The sequence below is a fragment of the Paenarthrobacter sp. NPDC092416 genome, assembly GCF_044755025.1.
GTDB lineage: Bacteria > Actinomycetota > Actinomycetes > Actinomycetales > Micrococcaceae > Arthrobacter.
Genome location: NZ_JBIVQG010000014.1, coordinates 68080 through 82862, shown reverse-complemented (window position 1 = coordinate 82862; position 14783 = coordinate 68080). Strand labels below are relative to the sequence as shown.

15 protein-coding genes are annotated in these 14783 nt (G+C 63.6%); 12 read left to right on the top strand and 3 right to left on the bottom strand.

Annotation, left to right across the window (positions count from 1 at the left end):
- Nucleotides 1-36 precede the first annotated feature (36 nt).
- On the bottom strand, nt 37-1521 hold the full coding sequence (locus ACIQC5_RS20650) for a four-carbon acid sugar kinase family protein (protein ID WP_400286754.1): 1485 nt from the start codon (nt 1519-1521) through the stop codon (nt 37-39).
- Between the two features lie 131 nt (nt 1522-1652).
- Between ACIQC5_RS20650 and ACIQC5_RS20645 the strand changes: the two genes are divergently transcribed.
- The 4 genes from ACIQC5_RS20645 to ACIQC5_RS20630 all read left to right on the top strand — a co-directional run bounded on the left by ACIQC5_RS20645 (nt 1653) and on the right by ACIQC5_RS20630 (nt 4303).
- Nucleotides 1653-2456: an alpha/beta fold hydrolase gene (locus ACIQC5_RS20645; RefSeq protein WP_400286752.1), complete on the top strand. Its 804-nt coding sequence runs from the start codon at nt 1653-1655 to the stop codon at nt 2454-2456.
- Nucleotides 2457-2534: 78 nt separating this feature from the next.
- Nucleotides 2535-3236 carry a FadR/GntR family transcriptional regulator gene (locus ACIQC5_RS20640; protein ID WP_400286749.1) on the top strand — a complete coding sequence of 234 codons (702 nt, stop codon included), beginning with the start codon at nt 2535-2537 and terminating at the stop codon, nt 3234-3236.
- Nucleotides 3237-3298: 62 nt separating this feature from the next.
- Complete coding sequence (locus ACIQC5_RS20635) at nt 3299-3922, top strand: nucleotidyltransferase domain-containing protein (RefSeq protein ID WP_400286746.1); 624 nt, start codon at nt 3299-3301, stop codon at nt 3920-3922.
- A gap of 72 nt (nt 3923-3994) precedes the next feature.
- Nucleotides 3995-4303 carry a hypothetical protein gene (locus tag ACIQC5_RS20630; RefSeq protein ID WP_400286744.1) on the top strand — a complete coding sequence of 103 codons (309 nt, stop codon included), beginning with the start codon at nt 3995-3997 and terminating at the stop codon, nt 4301-4303.
- Here the strand turns inward: ACIQC5_RS20630 and ACIQC5_RS20625 are convergent.
- Nucleotides 4300-5226 (bottom strand): AraC family transcriptional regulator, encoded by a 927-nt coding sequence (locus ACIQC5_RS20625; protein WP_400286742.1) that lies wholly within the window; start codon nt 5224-5226, stop codon nt 4300-4302. The two genes, ACIQC5_RS20630 and ACIQC5_RS20625, sit on opposite strands and share 4 nt — an antisense overlap.
- 312 nt (nt 5227-5538) lie before the next feature.
- Between ACIQC5_RS20625 and ACIQC5_RS20620 the strand changes: the two genes are divergently transcribed.
- The 7 genes from ACIQC5_RS20620 (at nt 5539) to ACIQC5_RS20590 (ending at nt 13829) form a co-directional block, all read left to right on the top strand.
- Nucleotides 5539-5697, top strand: coding sequence for a hypothetical protein (locus ACIQC5_RS20620; RefSeq protein WP_400286739.1), 159 nt, complete (start codon nt 5539-5541; stop codon nt 5695-5697).
- A 119-nt stretch (nt 5698-5816) separates the two neighbouring features.
- Nucleotides 5817-6605 (top strand): SDR family oxidoreductase, encoded by a 789-nt coding sequence (locus ACIQC5_RS20615; protein WP_400286737.1) that lies wholly within the window; start codon nt 5817-5819, stop codon nt 6603-6605.
- 61 nt (nt 6606-6666) lie between these two features.
- Nucleotides 6667-7908, top strand: a complete 1242-nt coding sequence (locus ACIQC5_RS20610; RefSeq protein ID WP_400286734.1) for a styrene monooxygenase/indole monooxygenase family protein — start codon at nt 6667-6669, stop codon at nt 7906-7908.
- 28 nt (nt 7909-7936) lie between these two features.
- On the top strand, nt 7937-9706 hold the full coding sequence (locus ACIQC5_RS20605) for a flavin reductase (RefSeq protein ID WP_400286732.1): 1770 nt from the start codon (nt 7937-7939) through the stop codon (nt 9704-9706).
- A gap of 25 nt (nt 9707-9731) precedes the next feature.
- A complete protein-coding gene (locus ACIQC5_RS20600) occupies nt 9732-11357 on the top strand; it encodes a phytoene desaturase family protein (RefSeq protein ID WP_400286730.1) in 1626 nt (541 codons plus the stop codon).
- A gap of 7 nt (nt 11358-11364) precedes the next feature.
- Complete coding sequence (locus tag ACIQC5_RS20595; protein WP_400286728.1) at nt 11365-12156, top strand: cyclase family protein; 792 nt, start codon at nt 11365-11367, stop codon at nt 12154-12156.
- Complete coding sequence (locus ACIQC5_RS20590; protein WP_400286726.1) at nt 12153-13829, top strand: thiamine pyrophosphate-binding protein; 1677 nt, start codon at nt 12153-12155, stop codon at nt 13827-13829. Before ACIQC5_RS20595 ends, ACIQC5_RS20590 begins: the two co-directional genes overlap by 4 nt.
- Before the next feature lie 83 nt (nt 13830-13912).
- On the opposite strand, the gene ACIQC5_RS20585 is transcribed toward ACIQC5_RS20590, so the two are convergent.
- The gene (locus ACIQC5_RS20585) at nt 13913-14341 is read right to left on the bottom strand and encodes a universal stress protein (RefSeq protein ID WP_400286723.1); all 429 of its coding nucleotides are present in this window, start codon (nt 14339-14341) and stop codon (nt 13913-13915) included.
- A gap of 191 nt (nt 14342-14532) precedes the next feature.
- Between ACIQC5_RS20585 and ACIQC5_RS20580 the strand changes: the two genes are divergently transcribed.
- Nucleotides 14533-14742: a dodecin gene (locus ACIQC5_RS20580; RefSeq protein WP_400286721.1), complete on the top strand. Its 210-nt coding sequence runs from the start codon at nt 14533-14535 to the stop codon at nt 14740-14742.
- The last annotated feature ends 41 nt before the right edge of the window (nt 14743-14783 follow it).

The following is a 14783-nucleotide window of genomic DNA, read 5'->3' as shown; positions in this document are numbered from 1 at the left end:
GCCGAGCTTGCGAGGTTAGGGGGCAAGTGGGGATGGTTAGAAAGTGGAGCTGAGCTTGCGGGTGACCTGGGTCAGGGACTGGTCGTCGCCAACGTTGCCGGCGAAGACGATGTACGGGATGCCCTTCGCGGGACCGTCCACCGGTTCCCACAGCGAGACGATGCCCGGCAGCATGGGTCCGCGGACGATCGCGTGGCGGATTTCCAAGCCGTGCGCGGCGACGTCCGAGGATGTGATGCCGCCCTTGGCGATGACGAACCGCGGCGGGAAGGTCTTCAGGGTGCGGTTCACAACGGCAACGACGGCGGCCGAGACCGTGCGGGCGATCTTCAGGCTCGCCGCGGCGTCGTCGGTCTTGATGAGCAGGCGGCTGGTGTGGACGATGACATCGCCTTTGTGAAGGGCGTCGACGACGTCGGTCACCACGGTTCCGATGTACGCGTCGGCCTCATTTTCGCTCGTCAGGAGCTTCTCGACGTCGATCTCGACGATCCGTGCCGAGCTGTGTACTGCCGTGAGGTCGTTGAGCTGGCGGGTGGTGACTCCCACATGCGAGCCGACCACGATCAGGCCACCTGCTGTGGAGGGAGTGTTGCCGGCATAGGCCTCTGCTGAGGTCAGCGCGGTACGGATTTCCTGGCCGATGCGGCCACGAACGAACGGCGGGCCCACGCGGTAGAGGAGCTTCTTGCCACGTCGTTCGGATTCTTCGAGGCCCAGAGCCAGGGCGCGGAAGTCGTTCTCGGTGACGATGTCGGCCACGATCGGGGTGGAGTTGGTAGCCGATTCGATCGCGTCGGCGATTGCCTTGGCGGAAATGGCCGGGTCCTGCGCGGAGGCACCGGCGCGGATGATGTTCAGGTCCAGGACGATCACTTCGCCGGCCGGGAACCTGCCCTGCGACTTCTCCTCCACATACTTGGCCATCTCGGAGTTAGCGAAACCGAAGCTCGCGTCCTTGGCGAATTCCGTCTCCGCGACCGGGGTGAGGGAGCCGGCGTCGCCCCTCATGTAGTGGACACCTCCGATGGTGACGCGGCCGGCGTCGGGAAATGCCGGAACAATCACCACGCCGTCAGTGACCTCGCCGGTCTCAGCAGCCACGGTGGCGGCAATGACGTCAGGCTCGAGCGGGTAGTGGCCGCGGAGGGTCGAGTCGCTGCGGCTGACGAAGCCGAGCGTCACGTTGCCGGCGGCCGCCGCCAGTGCGTTGCGAACGATTTCCTCGTTGCGGGCTGCAGCTTCGGCAGGGTCCAGGCTACGCGTGTTCGTGAGGACGTAGACGGCAGGTTTGGTCTGGTTCTCACGGATGTGGGTGAAGGCCCAGGTGAAGTCCGCGACCTCCCAACGGGTGAGAACGGCGAGATCCGCAACGGACTGGGTTCCCGTGGGGTCGTCGTCGAGGACAACCAGAACGCGGGGGGACGTCGCCGAGGACGCCGCAACGGCGTCGGCAACCAACTGAGCAGGAATCTGGACTTCCGCCGGGAAAGCGGCCAGAACGTCGGCTTCAAGGGTCACTGTGCACTCCATCGTGGGAAATCTCTGCTGCGGTTTAGTGAATGTAAGATGTCAGACATCTAACATTTGAATGCTAGTGTGACACACGGCTCTTCACCGCGCAAGGTGCCGGTCGTCACTAGGCTGGGATCATGGCTGACACCGCGACTCCGCTCCCCTTTGTGGACGCCCGGACGCCCACGACTTCGGCTGGCAAGCAGGTCCCGGCAGTGCTGATCCACGGCTGGGCTTCGGGCTCGGTCTATTGGGAACCACTCGCCGATCGGCTGCTCGACGGCGGCCGGCCGGTCTGGATTGTTGACCTCCCGGGCTATCACCCGGGCGAGGAATTAGCGGCCGGCTTCGACTGGACACTGGACTCCGCAGCAGCGTCGGTTGCAGCAGCTCTTGAGGTACGAGGCGGCGGTCCCGTTCACCTCGTAGGGCACTCGATGGGCGGCAGTGTCTCGCTGACGCTTGCGGCTGCCCGCCCGGAATTGGTGGCCACAGTGACCCTGGTGGGGATGGTGCCGGCGCCACAAAACGAGGGATTCAAGAATCTGCTGCTGTCACAGCTTGAGCAGGGATATTTCGACGCCGACACCCGGGTTAAGATCATGACTGCTTGGTACGGGCCGCTGACCAAGGAAGACATGGGGCGGCTCAGCAAAGGGTTCACCGTACCGTTCGCGGTGCTGGCCGCCAGCGCCAAGGCGGCCATGACCGGCGTCGAACCTTCAGTGCCCGGCCGCGTCCACGCGCCCTTGCTGGTACTCGCCGGAACCGGGGACCGCGTGCGGTCCATCGATCAGATGGCGGCGTTCGTTGGCTCCGGTCCATTGAGGCAATTGACGGCGATTCCCGACGCCGGTCACACCGTGCACTGGGAGAGGCCCGATGAGTGCGCCGAGGCATTGCATGAATTTTGGCGAACAAGCTGGCCACCGCCAGCGTAAGATGTCTGACAACCATCCCGCCCCGGAGGAAGATCCGCGGGGCGTCGGGCGGCCTGGAAGTACGAGAAATGGGGATACATGGCACGCAAGTCGCTGGTCGGCGTCGTGGCTGATGAGCTGCTGGACCGGATCATCGCGGGTGAGTTTCCACCCGGAACGGTGGTCCCGGGTGAACTCGAGCTCAGCGCCAAGCACGAGGTGAGCCGCATGACGGTGCGTGAAGCCATGAAAACCCTCGAAGCGCAGCGGATCCTGAGCGTGGAACGTGGCCGCGGAACGTTCGTTAATCCGCTGAATCAATGGGCATCGCTGGAAGCCGTGCTGCGTGCCGCATCCGAAGGCACCAAGGACGCCGCTGCCGCCATCCAGCTGATCGAGCTCCGCCGGATGCTCGAAACCGGCGCGTGCGAACTCGCGGCGGAACGCATCTCCGACGACGAGCTGGTCAACCTCAAAGAGCACGTCGAAAAGATGCAGACCGCACACGAGGTCAACGACGTCGCTGCATTCGTGGAAGCCGACCTCGCGTTCCACGACGTAATCCTGCACGCCTCGGGCAACGTCTTTGTGGCCGTGCTGTTCGAACCACTGCACCGCGTCCTGGAGGCGCGCCGCACAGAAACATCGGCCTTCCCGGAAATCCAAAAGCACGCAATCGGCCATCACCGGAAGATCGCAGCCGCCCTGGAGTCCCGGAGCCCGAATGAAGCCCGGCTCGCGATGGACGGCCACATGCAGCAGACCTTGGACGACCTGAAGACGTACGTCCTGGAGGCGTAGGCTCCCGCCACCGCAGGTCTACTATTGTGTATATAAGTGCACAATAGTAGACCAATAGAGGAATGATGCGGCTTCAGAATCCACTGACAACCATCAGCCCAACACTGGATATGGGCGTGCTGTACGTGTTGGCTCGCGCGGACGCCGACTTTACAGCGCCCAGCATCAGCAAGCTACTCCCGGAGCGCGCCTCTCTCGCGGGGGTTCGTAAAGCACTCGTGCGGCTAGTGGATCAGGGCATCGTTCTGGAGAGCGTTGCCGGACGGACGCATATCTACAGACTCAACCGCGGGCATCTTTTGGCCGAACCCGTCGAGGCCATGGCAGCCACCGCGGACAGGCTCGCGGAACGCATCCGCAGCGAAATCGAGTTGTGGAAATTCATGCCAATTGTCGTCACTATTTTCGGATCGGCAGCACGTAATGACACGCGGACTGATAGCGACATAGACATTTTCATTGCCCTTGGCAATGACGTCGAAGAGCTCGTGGCAGAAACAGCAATTGCCGAGCTGGCCACTAAAATGAGCGTCTGGACGGGGAACGACACACGTCCCCTGGTCTACCGGGAGGCAGAAATCGGACCTTGGCCAATCTTCGAATCCATCACCACGGAGGGCTTTACGGTCTACGGCGATAGCACTTGGCTGGATCGTGCCATACACTCCAGCGGGGTTTCGAAGTGAGAACGGCAAAGGGTGCCGAGGATATCCGCCAAGGCCGCTTGAACAAGGCCCTGCAATTCCCATCGAGTTGCGATGGATGCCCTGCAACTGGTTGATGAACACTATGAAGTGGCGGATGCCGTTGTGACGCTTTGCGTGCACGCTGGCATCGCTGCTTCCGACGCCATCTGCATTTCCCGCCTCGGCCAATACGCGAAAGGACAAGACCACAACGGCGCCGTTGCACTCCTAACGACCGCCGACGTCGCGTCCGGAAAGCACCTCACCGCCTTGCTGAGTATGAAGACACGAGCCGGATACGGGTACAACCCGGTAACAGCAGACCAACTCAAGAAGGCCGTCCGGGCAATGGACGCCTTGCTTGAACGGGCCAGGAGCTAGCGCCGCAGGCTCTCCGACGGCAGTTCGCCGAACTCTTTCAGGTACTGCGCCGAGAACCGCCCCTGATGCGTGAAGCCACACACCTCGGCAATAGCAGTAACACTCTGACTGCGCGGGTCCGCTTCGAGCAGCATTTCCCGGGCGCGGTCCAGGCGGATGCTCCGCAGCAACTCCAAGGGCGTCGCACCGGTTTCCGCGCGAAGGGCCGTCTGCAGGGTACGCACCGAAACCCCCAGGCATTCCGCGATGTCCGGCACGGAAAGCTCCTCAGCCGCGTGGCGCTCCAACAGCTCACGGCATTCGCGGACCAGTCGACTTTCAGATTCCGCGTCCGCTCCGCCCACAGCAGCAGCCGGTTCCATCGCCATCAATAGTCGCGACATCATGCTGTCCGCGAGCAGCCCTTGTACAAAGGCCGGGGCCGCGGATTGTGGCTGGCTCACCATATCGTCGTGAAGTTCGACGACGGACCTCAGGAAAGCGCGGCCCGCGGCACCTCCGAGATCCATCCCGTAGCCCAACTCAACAGCACTTTCGCCGTAGAGCTGCCGGGCTACCCGCGCCAACGCCAGCCGACGCACGTAGACGATCAGATGCGGGCTTCCACTGTCCCACGACATGGAGAATGGCCGGTCAATCGGCGGAACCGTCGCCAACCGCGGGCTGGATTCCACGGTGTTCGAACCCACTTGCATGGACGCATGCCCGGCGAGTGGGATCTGCACCAGATGGAAATCCTGAAGGCCCTCGGGTTCGATCCGGACATCCGCTCCATAGTCCAGGAACTCAATCCCAACATCGCCGCGGTGCAGGGAGCGCAGCTTCATATCAACCGACGCCGTGCGTGTCCGTGGCGCAAGTTCGTGGCTGCAGAACAGTTCCGCAATCTTCTGGTGGGCTTCATCAACGTCGGTTGTAGCCACCGTTGGCCGCCCGCGCAGTACGTCACGGGGAAGAATCCTCACCATCCGTCACCTGCTTCAAAGGGCATTTCGCTTATCGGATGATCCTCGCGCCAAGTGGATATTCCGGATTGCAGCGTCTGAATAGAGTCGCTTTTAAGACAAGTATGACGCAGCTCACAACACCATAACAGTGCCGGAAGCGAGGTGAGGAACAGTGAAGAACATCAAGCTCGTGCATGAACGTCGAGACGAATGGGAGCGGAACCATCCGAAGCCAGCTCCCCGGCCAACCAAGTGAAGCCGCCACCGCTCAACCCGAAAGGACATTCCATGATCTCCATAATTCAGCTCCTCGTTCAGCTGGTTGGCGGGAGGCACCCGGAATTCGCAGCCTGGGAGAGGGAGGCGGGGGCTTCGGACCTCCGCTTGACCTCGGCACCCTGGGTGGGCTGGCACGAAGAGGTGGACGACTCTTCGCATTTCGGATGATCCTCGCGCCAAGTGGATAGTCCGACGTGCCGCGACCGCCTAGAGTCACCTTCCAGAACAAAAATGACGAACGTCATATTTTCGTAACAACATCACACCCGCAATTGAAAGGCTTGGTCATGTCAGCTCTCGAAGGCAGAACCGCAATCGTCACCGGTGGAGCAACCAAGGTTGGCCAGGGCGTCGTCACGGCGTTGCGGGATGCCGGCGCCACGGTGGTGGTTGCGGACATAGACCCCGACGGCGGATCAGTCGCCGCCGCGCTCGGCCAAGGGATCCACTACTCCCACACAGACATCACCGACGACACCGCCGTGCACGCGCTCATCAACCAGACAGTGGCCAATCATGGAAGCTTGGACATCTTGGTGAACCTCGCATGCACCTACAAGGACGACGGCGCCAACTCCGGCCGGGAAGACTGGCTGGAGGCACTCAACGTCAACCTGGTCAGCGCCGTGGTGGCAAGCAACGCCGCCCGGCCGCACCTCAAAGCCTCCGGCCACGGCGCAATCGTCAACTTCACCTCCATTTCCAGCTCGATTGCCCAGACCGGCCGATGGCTCTACCCCGCCAGTAAAGCCGCACTGGTCCAGATCACGCGCAGCATGGCTGTTGATTTCGCAACGGACGGCATCCGAGTGAACTCCGTCAGCCCCGGCTGGGTGTGGAGCAACATCATGGACTCCCTCACCAACGGAAGCATCGAGAAGACGGATGCCGTTGCGGCTCCGTTCCATGCACTCGGGCGGGTCGGCCGCCCCAAGGAGGTTGGCGACGTCGTCGCTTTCCTCGCAGGTGACCAGGCCAGCTTCGTGACCGGCGCCGATTGGGCCGTCGACGGCGGTTACTCCGCCTTGGGCCCGGAACGCGCCGAAGAGACCATCCCGCTGCTCGCCGCCAACTAACACCAAGGTTCTGCAGATAGTTTCGAGAAGTACCTTCCACAGAAAGCAAGGGGAAAACACTATGACGCAACGCCACATCACCATCGTCGGCGCCGGCCAGTCCGGGCTCCAACTCGGCATCGGCCTGCTGGATGCCGGATTCCAGGTGACCACTATTTCCAACCGGACGCCGGAAGAGATCCAGGACGGCAAAGTCGCCTCCAGCCAGTGCATCTTCCACAACGCCTTGGAACACGAGAGGGCCCTGGGCCTGGATTTCTGGCCGGACGCTCCAACCGTGGACGGCATCTCCTTCACCGTCCCACACCCCGAGCTTCCGGGCGAAAAGGCCATCAGCTGGGCGTCCCGCCTGGACCATCACGCCAAATCCATCGACCAGCGCGTCAAGTTCCCGCGTTTCATGGAGGAGTTCACGGCCCGCGGCGGCGAGCTGATCTTTGAGGACGCCGGCGTGGCCGAGCTGGAGAAGTACACACAGAACTCGGACCTGGTGATCGTGGCTGCGGGCAAGGGCGAGATCGCGCAGCTGTTCACACGCGACGCCGAGCGAAGCACCTACGACGCACCGCAGCGCGCCTTGGCGTTGACCTATGTGAAGGGTTTGAAGCCGCGCGAAGAGTACTCGGCCGTCTCTTTCAACCTCATCCCGGGCGTGGGCGAATACTTTGTCTTCCCGGCGCTCACCACCACCGGCCCCTGCGAAATCATGGTCTTCGAGGGCGTGCCGGGCGGGCCAATGGACATATGGAAGGGCCTCTCGCCCGAGGAGCACCTGGAAACGTCCAAGAACATCCTGAAGACTTTCCTGCCGTGGGAAGCGGAGCGGGCCACCGACGTCGAACTGACGGACCCCAACGGCGTCCTCCAGGGCCGGTTCGCGCCGACCGTGCGCCACCCCATTGCCACGCTGCCGAGCGGCAGGCAAGTACTGGGCCTGGCCGACGTCGTGGTCTTGAACGATCCCATCACCGGCCAAGGTTCCAACAATGCCAGCAAGTGCGCGGCGTCGTACTTGCAGAGCATCGTCCAGCATGGCGGGCAGGCCTACGATCCAGAGTTCATGCAGGCAACGTTCGAACGCTATTGGGATTACGCCCAGCACGTTGCACACTGGACCAATGCCCTGCTGGCCCCTCCCCCGCCGCATGTCCTGGAACTCCTGGGGGCGGCCATCCAGGCACCCGAGATCGCGCATCGCTTCGCTAACGGCTTCAACCACCCGCCGGAATTCCAGGACTGGTTCATGTACCCGGACAAGGCGGCCGACTATCTGGCGAGCCTCAACACCGCCAAAATTTCGTAGCACACCCCTGCCATAAAGGAAGCTTGAAATGCGAAAAATTGCCATCATCGGGGCCGGTGAATCCGGCGCCCAACTGGCCTTGGGCCTTCAGCGCGAGGGCTACGCGGTCACGTTGTTCTCTGATCGGTCCGCAGCCCAGATCCGCACCGGCAAGGTCATGTCCAGCCAGTGCATGTTCGCCACCGCCCTGGACGCGGAGGCCCAGATGGGCGCCACGCTGACGGGACTTTACGGGTCCGGATCAGTGCCGGACATCAACGGAATCCGCGTGCGTGTGGAACGTGTTGCTGGCGTCATCGAGTGGGAGGCCCCGCTGGATGGACCGGCCCACTCCATCGACCAGCGCATCAAGAGCGCCCTGTGGATCGAGTCGTTCGTGTCCAATGGCGGTGACTTCCGGATCGAAAAGGTCACCGCGCGCATGCTCGAGGAACTCGCCCGCGACTATGAACTGGTCATCGTCAGCACCGGCAAGGGCGAGATCGGGCAGATCTTCCCGCGGGACAAGGCAAAGTCGCCGTTCGATCGTCCGCAACGGGTCCTGGCGCTGAATTACGTCACGCCCGCTGGCGGTGCGTCCGACGGCGGTACAGCCGACGGCGGCGACGGAACGGAACCACAGCAGGGCAACGCGATCCGCATGACCATGGCTCCCGGCGTCGGCGAGTTCTTTACGTTCCCCGGCCTGACGGTTTCCGGACCGTGCCGCATGATGGTGTTCGAAGGCGTGGTGGGCGGCCCCATGGACCGCTGGACCGACGTCGTGAGCCCCGAAGAGCAGCTCGAACGCTCCCTGGAGATCCTGCGCGAGCACTTCCCGCACGAGGCCGAGAACTTTGCCGGAGCCGAGCTGACGGACAGCGGCGCCACGCTCTTGGGACGCATCACGCCCACGGTGAGGTCCGCCGTCGGGGAGCTCGGAAACGGCAGGCTGGTGTTCGGCCTGGGTGACGCCGTAGTCCTCAACGATCCCCTGACCGGCCAAGGTTCCAACAACGCAACCTTGGCCGCCAAGTACTACCTCGATTCCATCCTTCGCCGCGGCCAGCAACCGTTCGACCGCGAGTGGATGGAGCGGACGTTTGACGAATTCTGGCGCGGTTGGGGCCAGTGGGCTGTTGCGTGGACCAACGATCTGTTGAAGCCGCGCCGCGAACACCAGGTGACACTGCTGAGCGAGGCCGCGGAGCATCCCGCGCTGGCAGCCAGTATCGTGGGCGGCTTCGATGATCCGCGGACGTCGTACCCCTGGTGGTTCGATCCGACGGCGGCTGCCGACTTCATGCAGGCGAGCAAGGAAGAAGACTCGGCAGTCTTTGACGTTCGCGATTTCCGGAGCGCGCTGGGGCAGTTCGCCACCGGTGTCACCGTGGTCACCACCGTCGCAGCTGACGGCCGGAAGGTAGGCCTGACCGCGAACTCGTTCACGTCAGTGTCCATGGAACCGCCATTGGTGCTGTGGTGCCCCAGCAAACGGGCTCCCAGCCTGGCGGACTTCGAGGACGCCACGCACTTCGCCATCAACATCCTGGCAAGCGACCAGCACGTGCTGTCCCGCCAGTTCGCGACGCCTTCCGCGGACAAATTCGCTGGAGCCGAGACCACCGACGGGATCGCCGGAGTCCCCCTGCTGAACGGCGCCGTGGCCACATTCCAGTGCCGCACGGTCTCGCGCCATGACGCCGGTGACCATGTCATCTACGTGGGCGAGGTTGAGAAATACAACAACGACGGCGGTGCTCCCCTGGTGTTCCACGGCGGCAAGTACCACGCGACAGCCAGCCACCCGGACTTCTGAGAATCCCTGAAAGGAGGGGCTTTGCATGGACTCAACTGATGTAGTGATCATCGGATCAGGAATCAACTCCCTGGTTGCAGCGGCGGAGCTTGCCTTGGACGGGAAGCGGGTGTGCCTGATCGAGCGATCCGAGCGGCTGGGTGGATTCATCCACTCTTCGGAGCGGACCCTGCCGGGCTTCATCCACGACACCTTCTCCTCGTGGCACCCACTCTTCGTTTCCGGTGGCGCCTACGGGAAGCTGGGCAAGGAACTCCATGCCCGCGGGCTGGAGTATTGCAACACCTCAGGCCCCGTCACCGCGAGCGTCGCCGCCGAACCAGCCAGCGGAGCCCACCGCGTGGTGATCGCCCATCGTGATTCCAGTGAGACGGCCAGGGCGTTCAAAGAACCGGGCGACCAGCAGGCCTACCTGGCGATGCTCGATGATCTTGGCCGCAACTCCGGGACCATTTTCGGGGCTTTCGGTGCGGAACTGCGTTCCTTCAGGGAGGTCGCGAAGATCGCCTTCGGCGCGGTTAGGCGAGGGCGCTGGGCCGGGACCGAGGCCTTCGTCAGGGACTCGGTGATGAGCGGCCGGAACTACGTGCGGAGCCGGTTCGACGGGTGGGAAGCAGACCAGCTCTGGTCACCGTGGCTCCTCCACGCGGGCCTCGGACCGGATCAGGCAACGGGCGGGGTCATGCTGCCCGTCATGGCCATGACCATGCACGGGTTTGGACTCCCGGTGGTAAAGGGCGGAGCATCCCGGTTTATCGCCGCGTTCGAGTCGCTGCTCAAGGATAACGGCGTCCGGGTCCTGCTCGGCACGGAGGTGGAGGAGGTCCTTGTTGGCTCCGGGTCGGTAACCGGAGTACGGACCTCGCAAGGCGTGGTGCCAGCGGGCACTGTGCTGGCGAACGTCTCTCCCCAAGCCCTCTACACCCGCCTCCTCAGCCAGCCGCCGTCGGGGCCTGCCGGTGCCGCAGCGAGATACCAGAATGGCCGCGGCGCCATGCAGATCCATCTTGCGTTGGACCGGCCCGTGGAGTGGCTCGATCCCCGTCTGAACCAAGTCCCCCTGATTCATCTGAGCAACGGTTCGGACAGCACGGGCATTGCGTGCGCCCACGCGGAAGCCGGGCTGCTCCCGATCGAACCAACGGTGGTGGTGGGTCAGCAGTGCGTCCTCGACCCATCGCGTGCTCCGCAGGGCAAGGCCACGTTGTGGCTGCAATTGCAGGAGGTTCCGTTTTCGCCGGTCGGCGATGCTGCCGGCGAATTGTCCGTTGAGGAAGGCTGGACGGAGGAGCTCAAGCAGGCCTACATGCAACGAATCCTGGCTCGGCTGGAGCAGTTCGCCCCGGGCACACGAGCAACGGTCCTCGCGTGGGACATCATCGCGCCCACGGACCTCGCCGCCGGGAACCCCAATGCAGTCAACGGCGACCCCTATGGCGGGTCGGCCGAGCTCTTCCAGAACCTCCTCTGGCGGCCGTTCCCGGAGGCCGCGGGCCACCAAACTGCCGTCAAGGGCCTGTGGCACATCGGCGCCTCCACGCACCCGGGTCCGGGACTCTCCGGAGGTTCAGGCCATCTGGTGGCTCAGAAACTGGCCGAAACCCCACGATTTTCCCGTATTCAAGCAGCACTGAAACCAAGCAAGCGATAGGAGAACAATGTCTGTTCTGGCCGGGCTCACTGCAGCCCTTTCGAATGGCTCGGTGGAGATCATCGATCTCACCACGCCCCTCAGCTCCGAAACCCCCATCCTGAACTTGCCGCAGCCATTCGCAAACACGGTGGGGCTGTCCGTGACCCCGGTGAGCAATTTCGACGACGCCGGGCCCGCTTGGGCGTGGAACGACGTCACTGTGGGCGAACATGCCGGCACGCACCTGGACGCTCCTGTCCACTGGATCACCGGCAAGGACGGCAAGTCGGTGGACCAGATCGAGCCGCATCGCCTGGTGGGCCCGGTTGCGGTGATAGATAAGACTTTAGAGGCCGCTGCCGACCCGGATTTCCTGTTGGAACCCGAGCACTTTGAGCAGTGGCAGGAGGAGCATGGCCTGTTCCCGGAGAACTGCTGGGTGATCTTCCGGACTGGGTGGGCGGCCCGGGGCGCTGATGCCGCGGCTTTCGTCAATGCCGACGACGCCGGTCCCCACACTCCCGGTGTCTCCTCAGCAGGTGCCAAGTGGCTTGCCGGGAACACCTCGATCAGCGGCTTCGGCGTGGAAACCGTGGGCATCGACGCCGGGCAGGCCGGGACCCTGGACCCGATGTTCCCGGTTCACTCGTTCCTGCTGGGCGCAGACAAGTACGGCGTGACGTCGCTGCGGAACGTCGACCGCCTCCCGGTTGTCGGCGCGACGCTCGTTGTGGCTCCCTTGCCGATCGTGGGCGGCACGGGCAGTCCCAGTCGGGTGTACGCGCTGGTGGAAAAGGCAGCGGTGGAGAAGGCATGAAGGAGCAAATAAGGGTTTCCACGCTCGTCGGCAGGACGCTGGCGAAGCTCGGCATCGGGCACGTCTTTGGGGTGGTGGGCAGCGGCAATTTCGATGTCACCAACACCCTCATGGCCCAAGGCATCCCGTACACAGCGGCACGGCACGAGGGCGGCGCGGCAACCATGGCCGACGCCTACACGCGCATGTCCGGCAAGGTGGGAGTGGTCACCACACACCAGGGCTGCGGGCTGAGCAACGCGATCACGGGCATTGGCGAGGCCGCCAAAAGCCGGACGCCGATGATCGTGTTGACGGCCGACACCCAAGCTGCCGCAACCAGGTCAAACTTCAAGATCGACCAGGATGCCCTTGCCCGCAGTGTCGGTGCCGTTGCGGAACGGATTCACTCTCCCGCAACAGCCATCGCGGACACCGTGCGAGCTTTCCGGACAGCCGTCAACGAACGGCGCACTGTGGTTCTCAGCTTGCCGCTGGATGTCCAAAGTGGCGCCGCGGCAGACGAGGTGGGTGCCGTCGTCGTGCCTCAACCGGCGAAGATCCGCCCGGACGCAGCCGCGGTCGAGAAGCTCGTGGCATTGATCGGCGCAGCGGAACGGCCCGTGTTCGTGGCAGGCCGCGGCGGACGCGGTGCCCGGGAGGAGATCCTGGCCCTGGCACGGCATGCGGGTGCTTTGGTGGCGACCTCCGCGGTGGCGAGCGGGCTGTTCAACGGCGACCCGCACAACCTCGGTATCTCGGGCGGTTTCTCATCCCCGCTGACGGCTGAGTTCATCAGCGGCGCAGACCTGATCGTGGGCTGGGGCTGCACGCTGAACATGTGGACCATGCGGCATGGACGGCTGATTTCACCCGGCACGAACGTGGTGCAGATCGACGTCGAAGACGCTTCGCTGGGCGCCAACCGGCCCATCAACCTCGGCGTGCTCGGCGACTCCGCGCTCACTGCCGCTGATACGTTGGAAGCACTGCGCGGACTGCAGCAAGAGCCGGCGGAGAAGTACCGCACGGAGGCCAACGCCTTGGCCATCAAGCAGGGCTCAAGGTGGCGGGACGTGGAGACGGAAGACCTGTCCACGGCCACATCAATTGACCCGCGTGTGCTCACCCGCGAACTCGACTCGATGCTCCCGTCCGAGAGAATCGTGGCCGTCGATTCCGGCAACTTCATGGGTTACCCCAGCCAGTACCTGGCCGTGCCCGACGAATTTGGGTTCTGCTTCACGCAGGCGTTCCAGGCCATCGGTCTGGGCCTGTACACGGCCATAGGCGCTGCGCTGGCCCAACCGCACAGACTGCCGGTCCTCGGCGCCGGTGACGGCGGCTTCCTCATGGGGATCAGCGAACTCGAGACAGCCGTCCGCCTCAAACTGCCGCTCGTCTGCATCGTCTACAACGACGCCGCCTACGGCGCAGAGGTGCACCACTTTGCCGAGCATCACACCGAAGCGGAGCTGGATAGTGTGGTCTTCCCGGACACTGACATCGCCGCCATAGCCCGCGGGTTCGGAGCTGAAGGCGTGACTGTCCGGACGGTAGCCGACCTCGCCGCCGTGCAGCCTTGGCTGGACTCGTACCGGGCCGGAACCCAAACCAAGCCACTGGTCATCGACGCCAAGATCGCCTCAGACGGAGGATCGTGGTGGCTGGCCGAGGCGTTCCAAGGCCACTAAGTGCCGGGACCCCCAACTGGGTCGCAGCAGTGCGCGTTTTGAGGGCTCAAAACGCGCACTGCTGCTACCTGCTTGGGTGAGTCTTAGTCGATCTCGGTGTTCACGATGTACACATCGCACGGAGCGCCGTGCGCCACGCTGTTCGCGATGCTGCCCAGGACACGGCCCAGGCCCTTCATGCGCTTGTTCCCCACCACGATCAGGTCGGCGTTGAACGTCTCGGCGTGGCTGATCAGGGCGTTTGCCGGCGTGCCACGGGCCGCGAAGTACTTGACGTTGCCACCCTCAACCGTCAGTTCCTCTGAAACCTTGCGGGCAACGTACTCAGCGGAGTCGGCCGAGGAGACCGTGATGCGGTCGCTGCCGGTGCCAAATTCCTCGATGCGGTCGTCGCTGAATCCGCTCACCACGTGCAGATCCGCTTTCATGGCGCTGGCCAGCCTCGCTGCTGCCTGTGCTGCCTTCTTCGCCGTCTCGCTGCTGTCAACGCCGACGACAATCACTTCAGTCATTGCTTCTCCTGGTTATGGGGTTCACTGGGTGGTGCTGCAAGAAATCTACACGCATTCATCATCTGCCGGGATGCCCGGTTTACGCGGGAACCGGCCTCTGGTCGCCCGGCGATCCGTGGGCTAGTCTGCAGGGACGGCCTGCCGCGCGGGCCAGCAATGCACTGAATCAGAGACGATGTTGAGGAGCACCCATGGCTGACCACACATATAGCGTTTCCGAACTTGTTGGAACCTCGTCCGAGGGAATCGACGACGCGATCAAGAACGGCATAGCCACCGCATCGCAGACCCTGCGCCACCTGGACTGGTTTGAGGTCAAGGAGATCCGCGGCCACCTGCAGGATGGCGCCGTGGCCGACTGGCAGGTCACCATCAAGCTCGGATTCCGTCTGGAGCGCTGACCACCCCTACGCGAGACGACAGTTAACACCGATGTTTCAGA

Coding starts and splice junctions, on each gene's coding strand:
- ACIQC5_RS20645 (WP_400286752.1), top strand. CDS start 1,653: ATGGCTGACACCGCGACTCCGCTCCCCTTTGTGGACGCCCGGACGCCC.
- ACIQC5_RS20640 (WP_400286749.1), top strand. CDS start 2,535: ATGGCACGCAAGTCGCTGGTCGGCGTCGTGGCTGATGAGCTGCTGGAC.
- ACIQC5_RS20635 (WP_400286746.1), top strand. CDS start 3,299: ATGATGCGGCTTCAGAATCCACTGACAACCATCAGCCCAACACTGGAT.
- ACIQC5_RS20630 (WP_400286744.1), top strand. CDS start 3,995: ATGGATGCCCTGCAACTGGTTGATGAACACTATGAAGTGGCGGATGCC.
- ACIQC5_RS20620 (WP_400286739.1), top strand. CDS start 5,539: ATGATCTCCATAATTCAGCTCCTCGTTCAGCTGGTTGGCGGGAGGCAC.
- ACIQC5_RS20615 (WP_400286737.1), top strand. CDS start 5,817: ATGTCAGCTCTCGAAGGCAGAACCGCAATCGTCACCGGTGGAGCAACC.
- ACIQC5_RS20610 (WP_400286734.1), top strand. CDS start 6,667: ATGACGCAACGCCACATCACCATCGTCGGCGCCGGCCAGTCCGGGCTC.
- ACIQC5_RS20605 (WP_400286732.1), top strand. CDS start 7,937: ATGCGAAAAATTGCCATCATCGGGGCCGGTGAATCCGGCGCCCAACTG.
- ACIQC5_RS20600 (WP_400286730.1), top strand. CDS start 9,732: ATGGACTCAACTGATGTAGTGATCATCGGATCAGGAATCAACTCCCTG.
- ACIQC5_RS20595 (WP_400286728.1), top strand. CDS start 11,365: ATGTCTGTTCTGGCCGGGCTCACTGCAGCCCTTTCGAATGGCTCGGTG.
- ACIQC5_RS20590 (WP_400286726.1), top strand. CDS start 12,153: ATGAAGGAGCAAATAAGGGTTTCCACGCTCGTCGGCAGGACGCTGGCG.
- ACIQC5_RS20585 (WP_400286723.1), bottom strand. CDS start 14,341: ATGACTGAAGTGATTGTCGTCGGCGTTGACAGCAGCGAGACGGCGAAG.
- ACIQC5_RS20580 (WP_400286721.1), top strand. CDS start 14,533: ATGGCTGACCACACATATAGCGTTTCCGAACTTGTTGGAACCTCGTCC.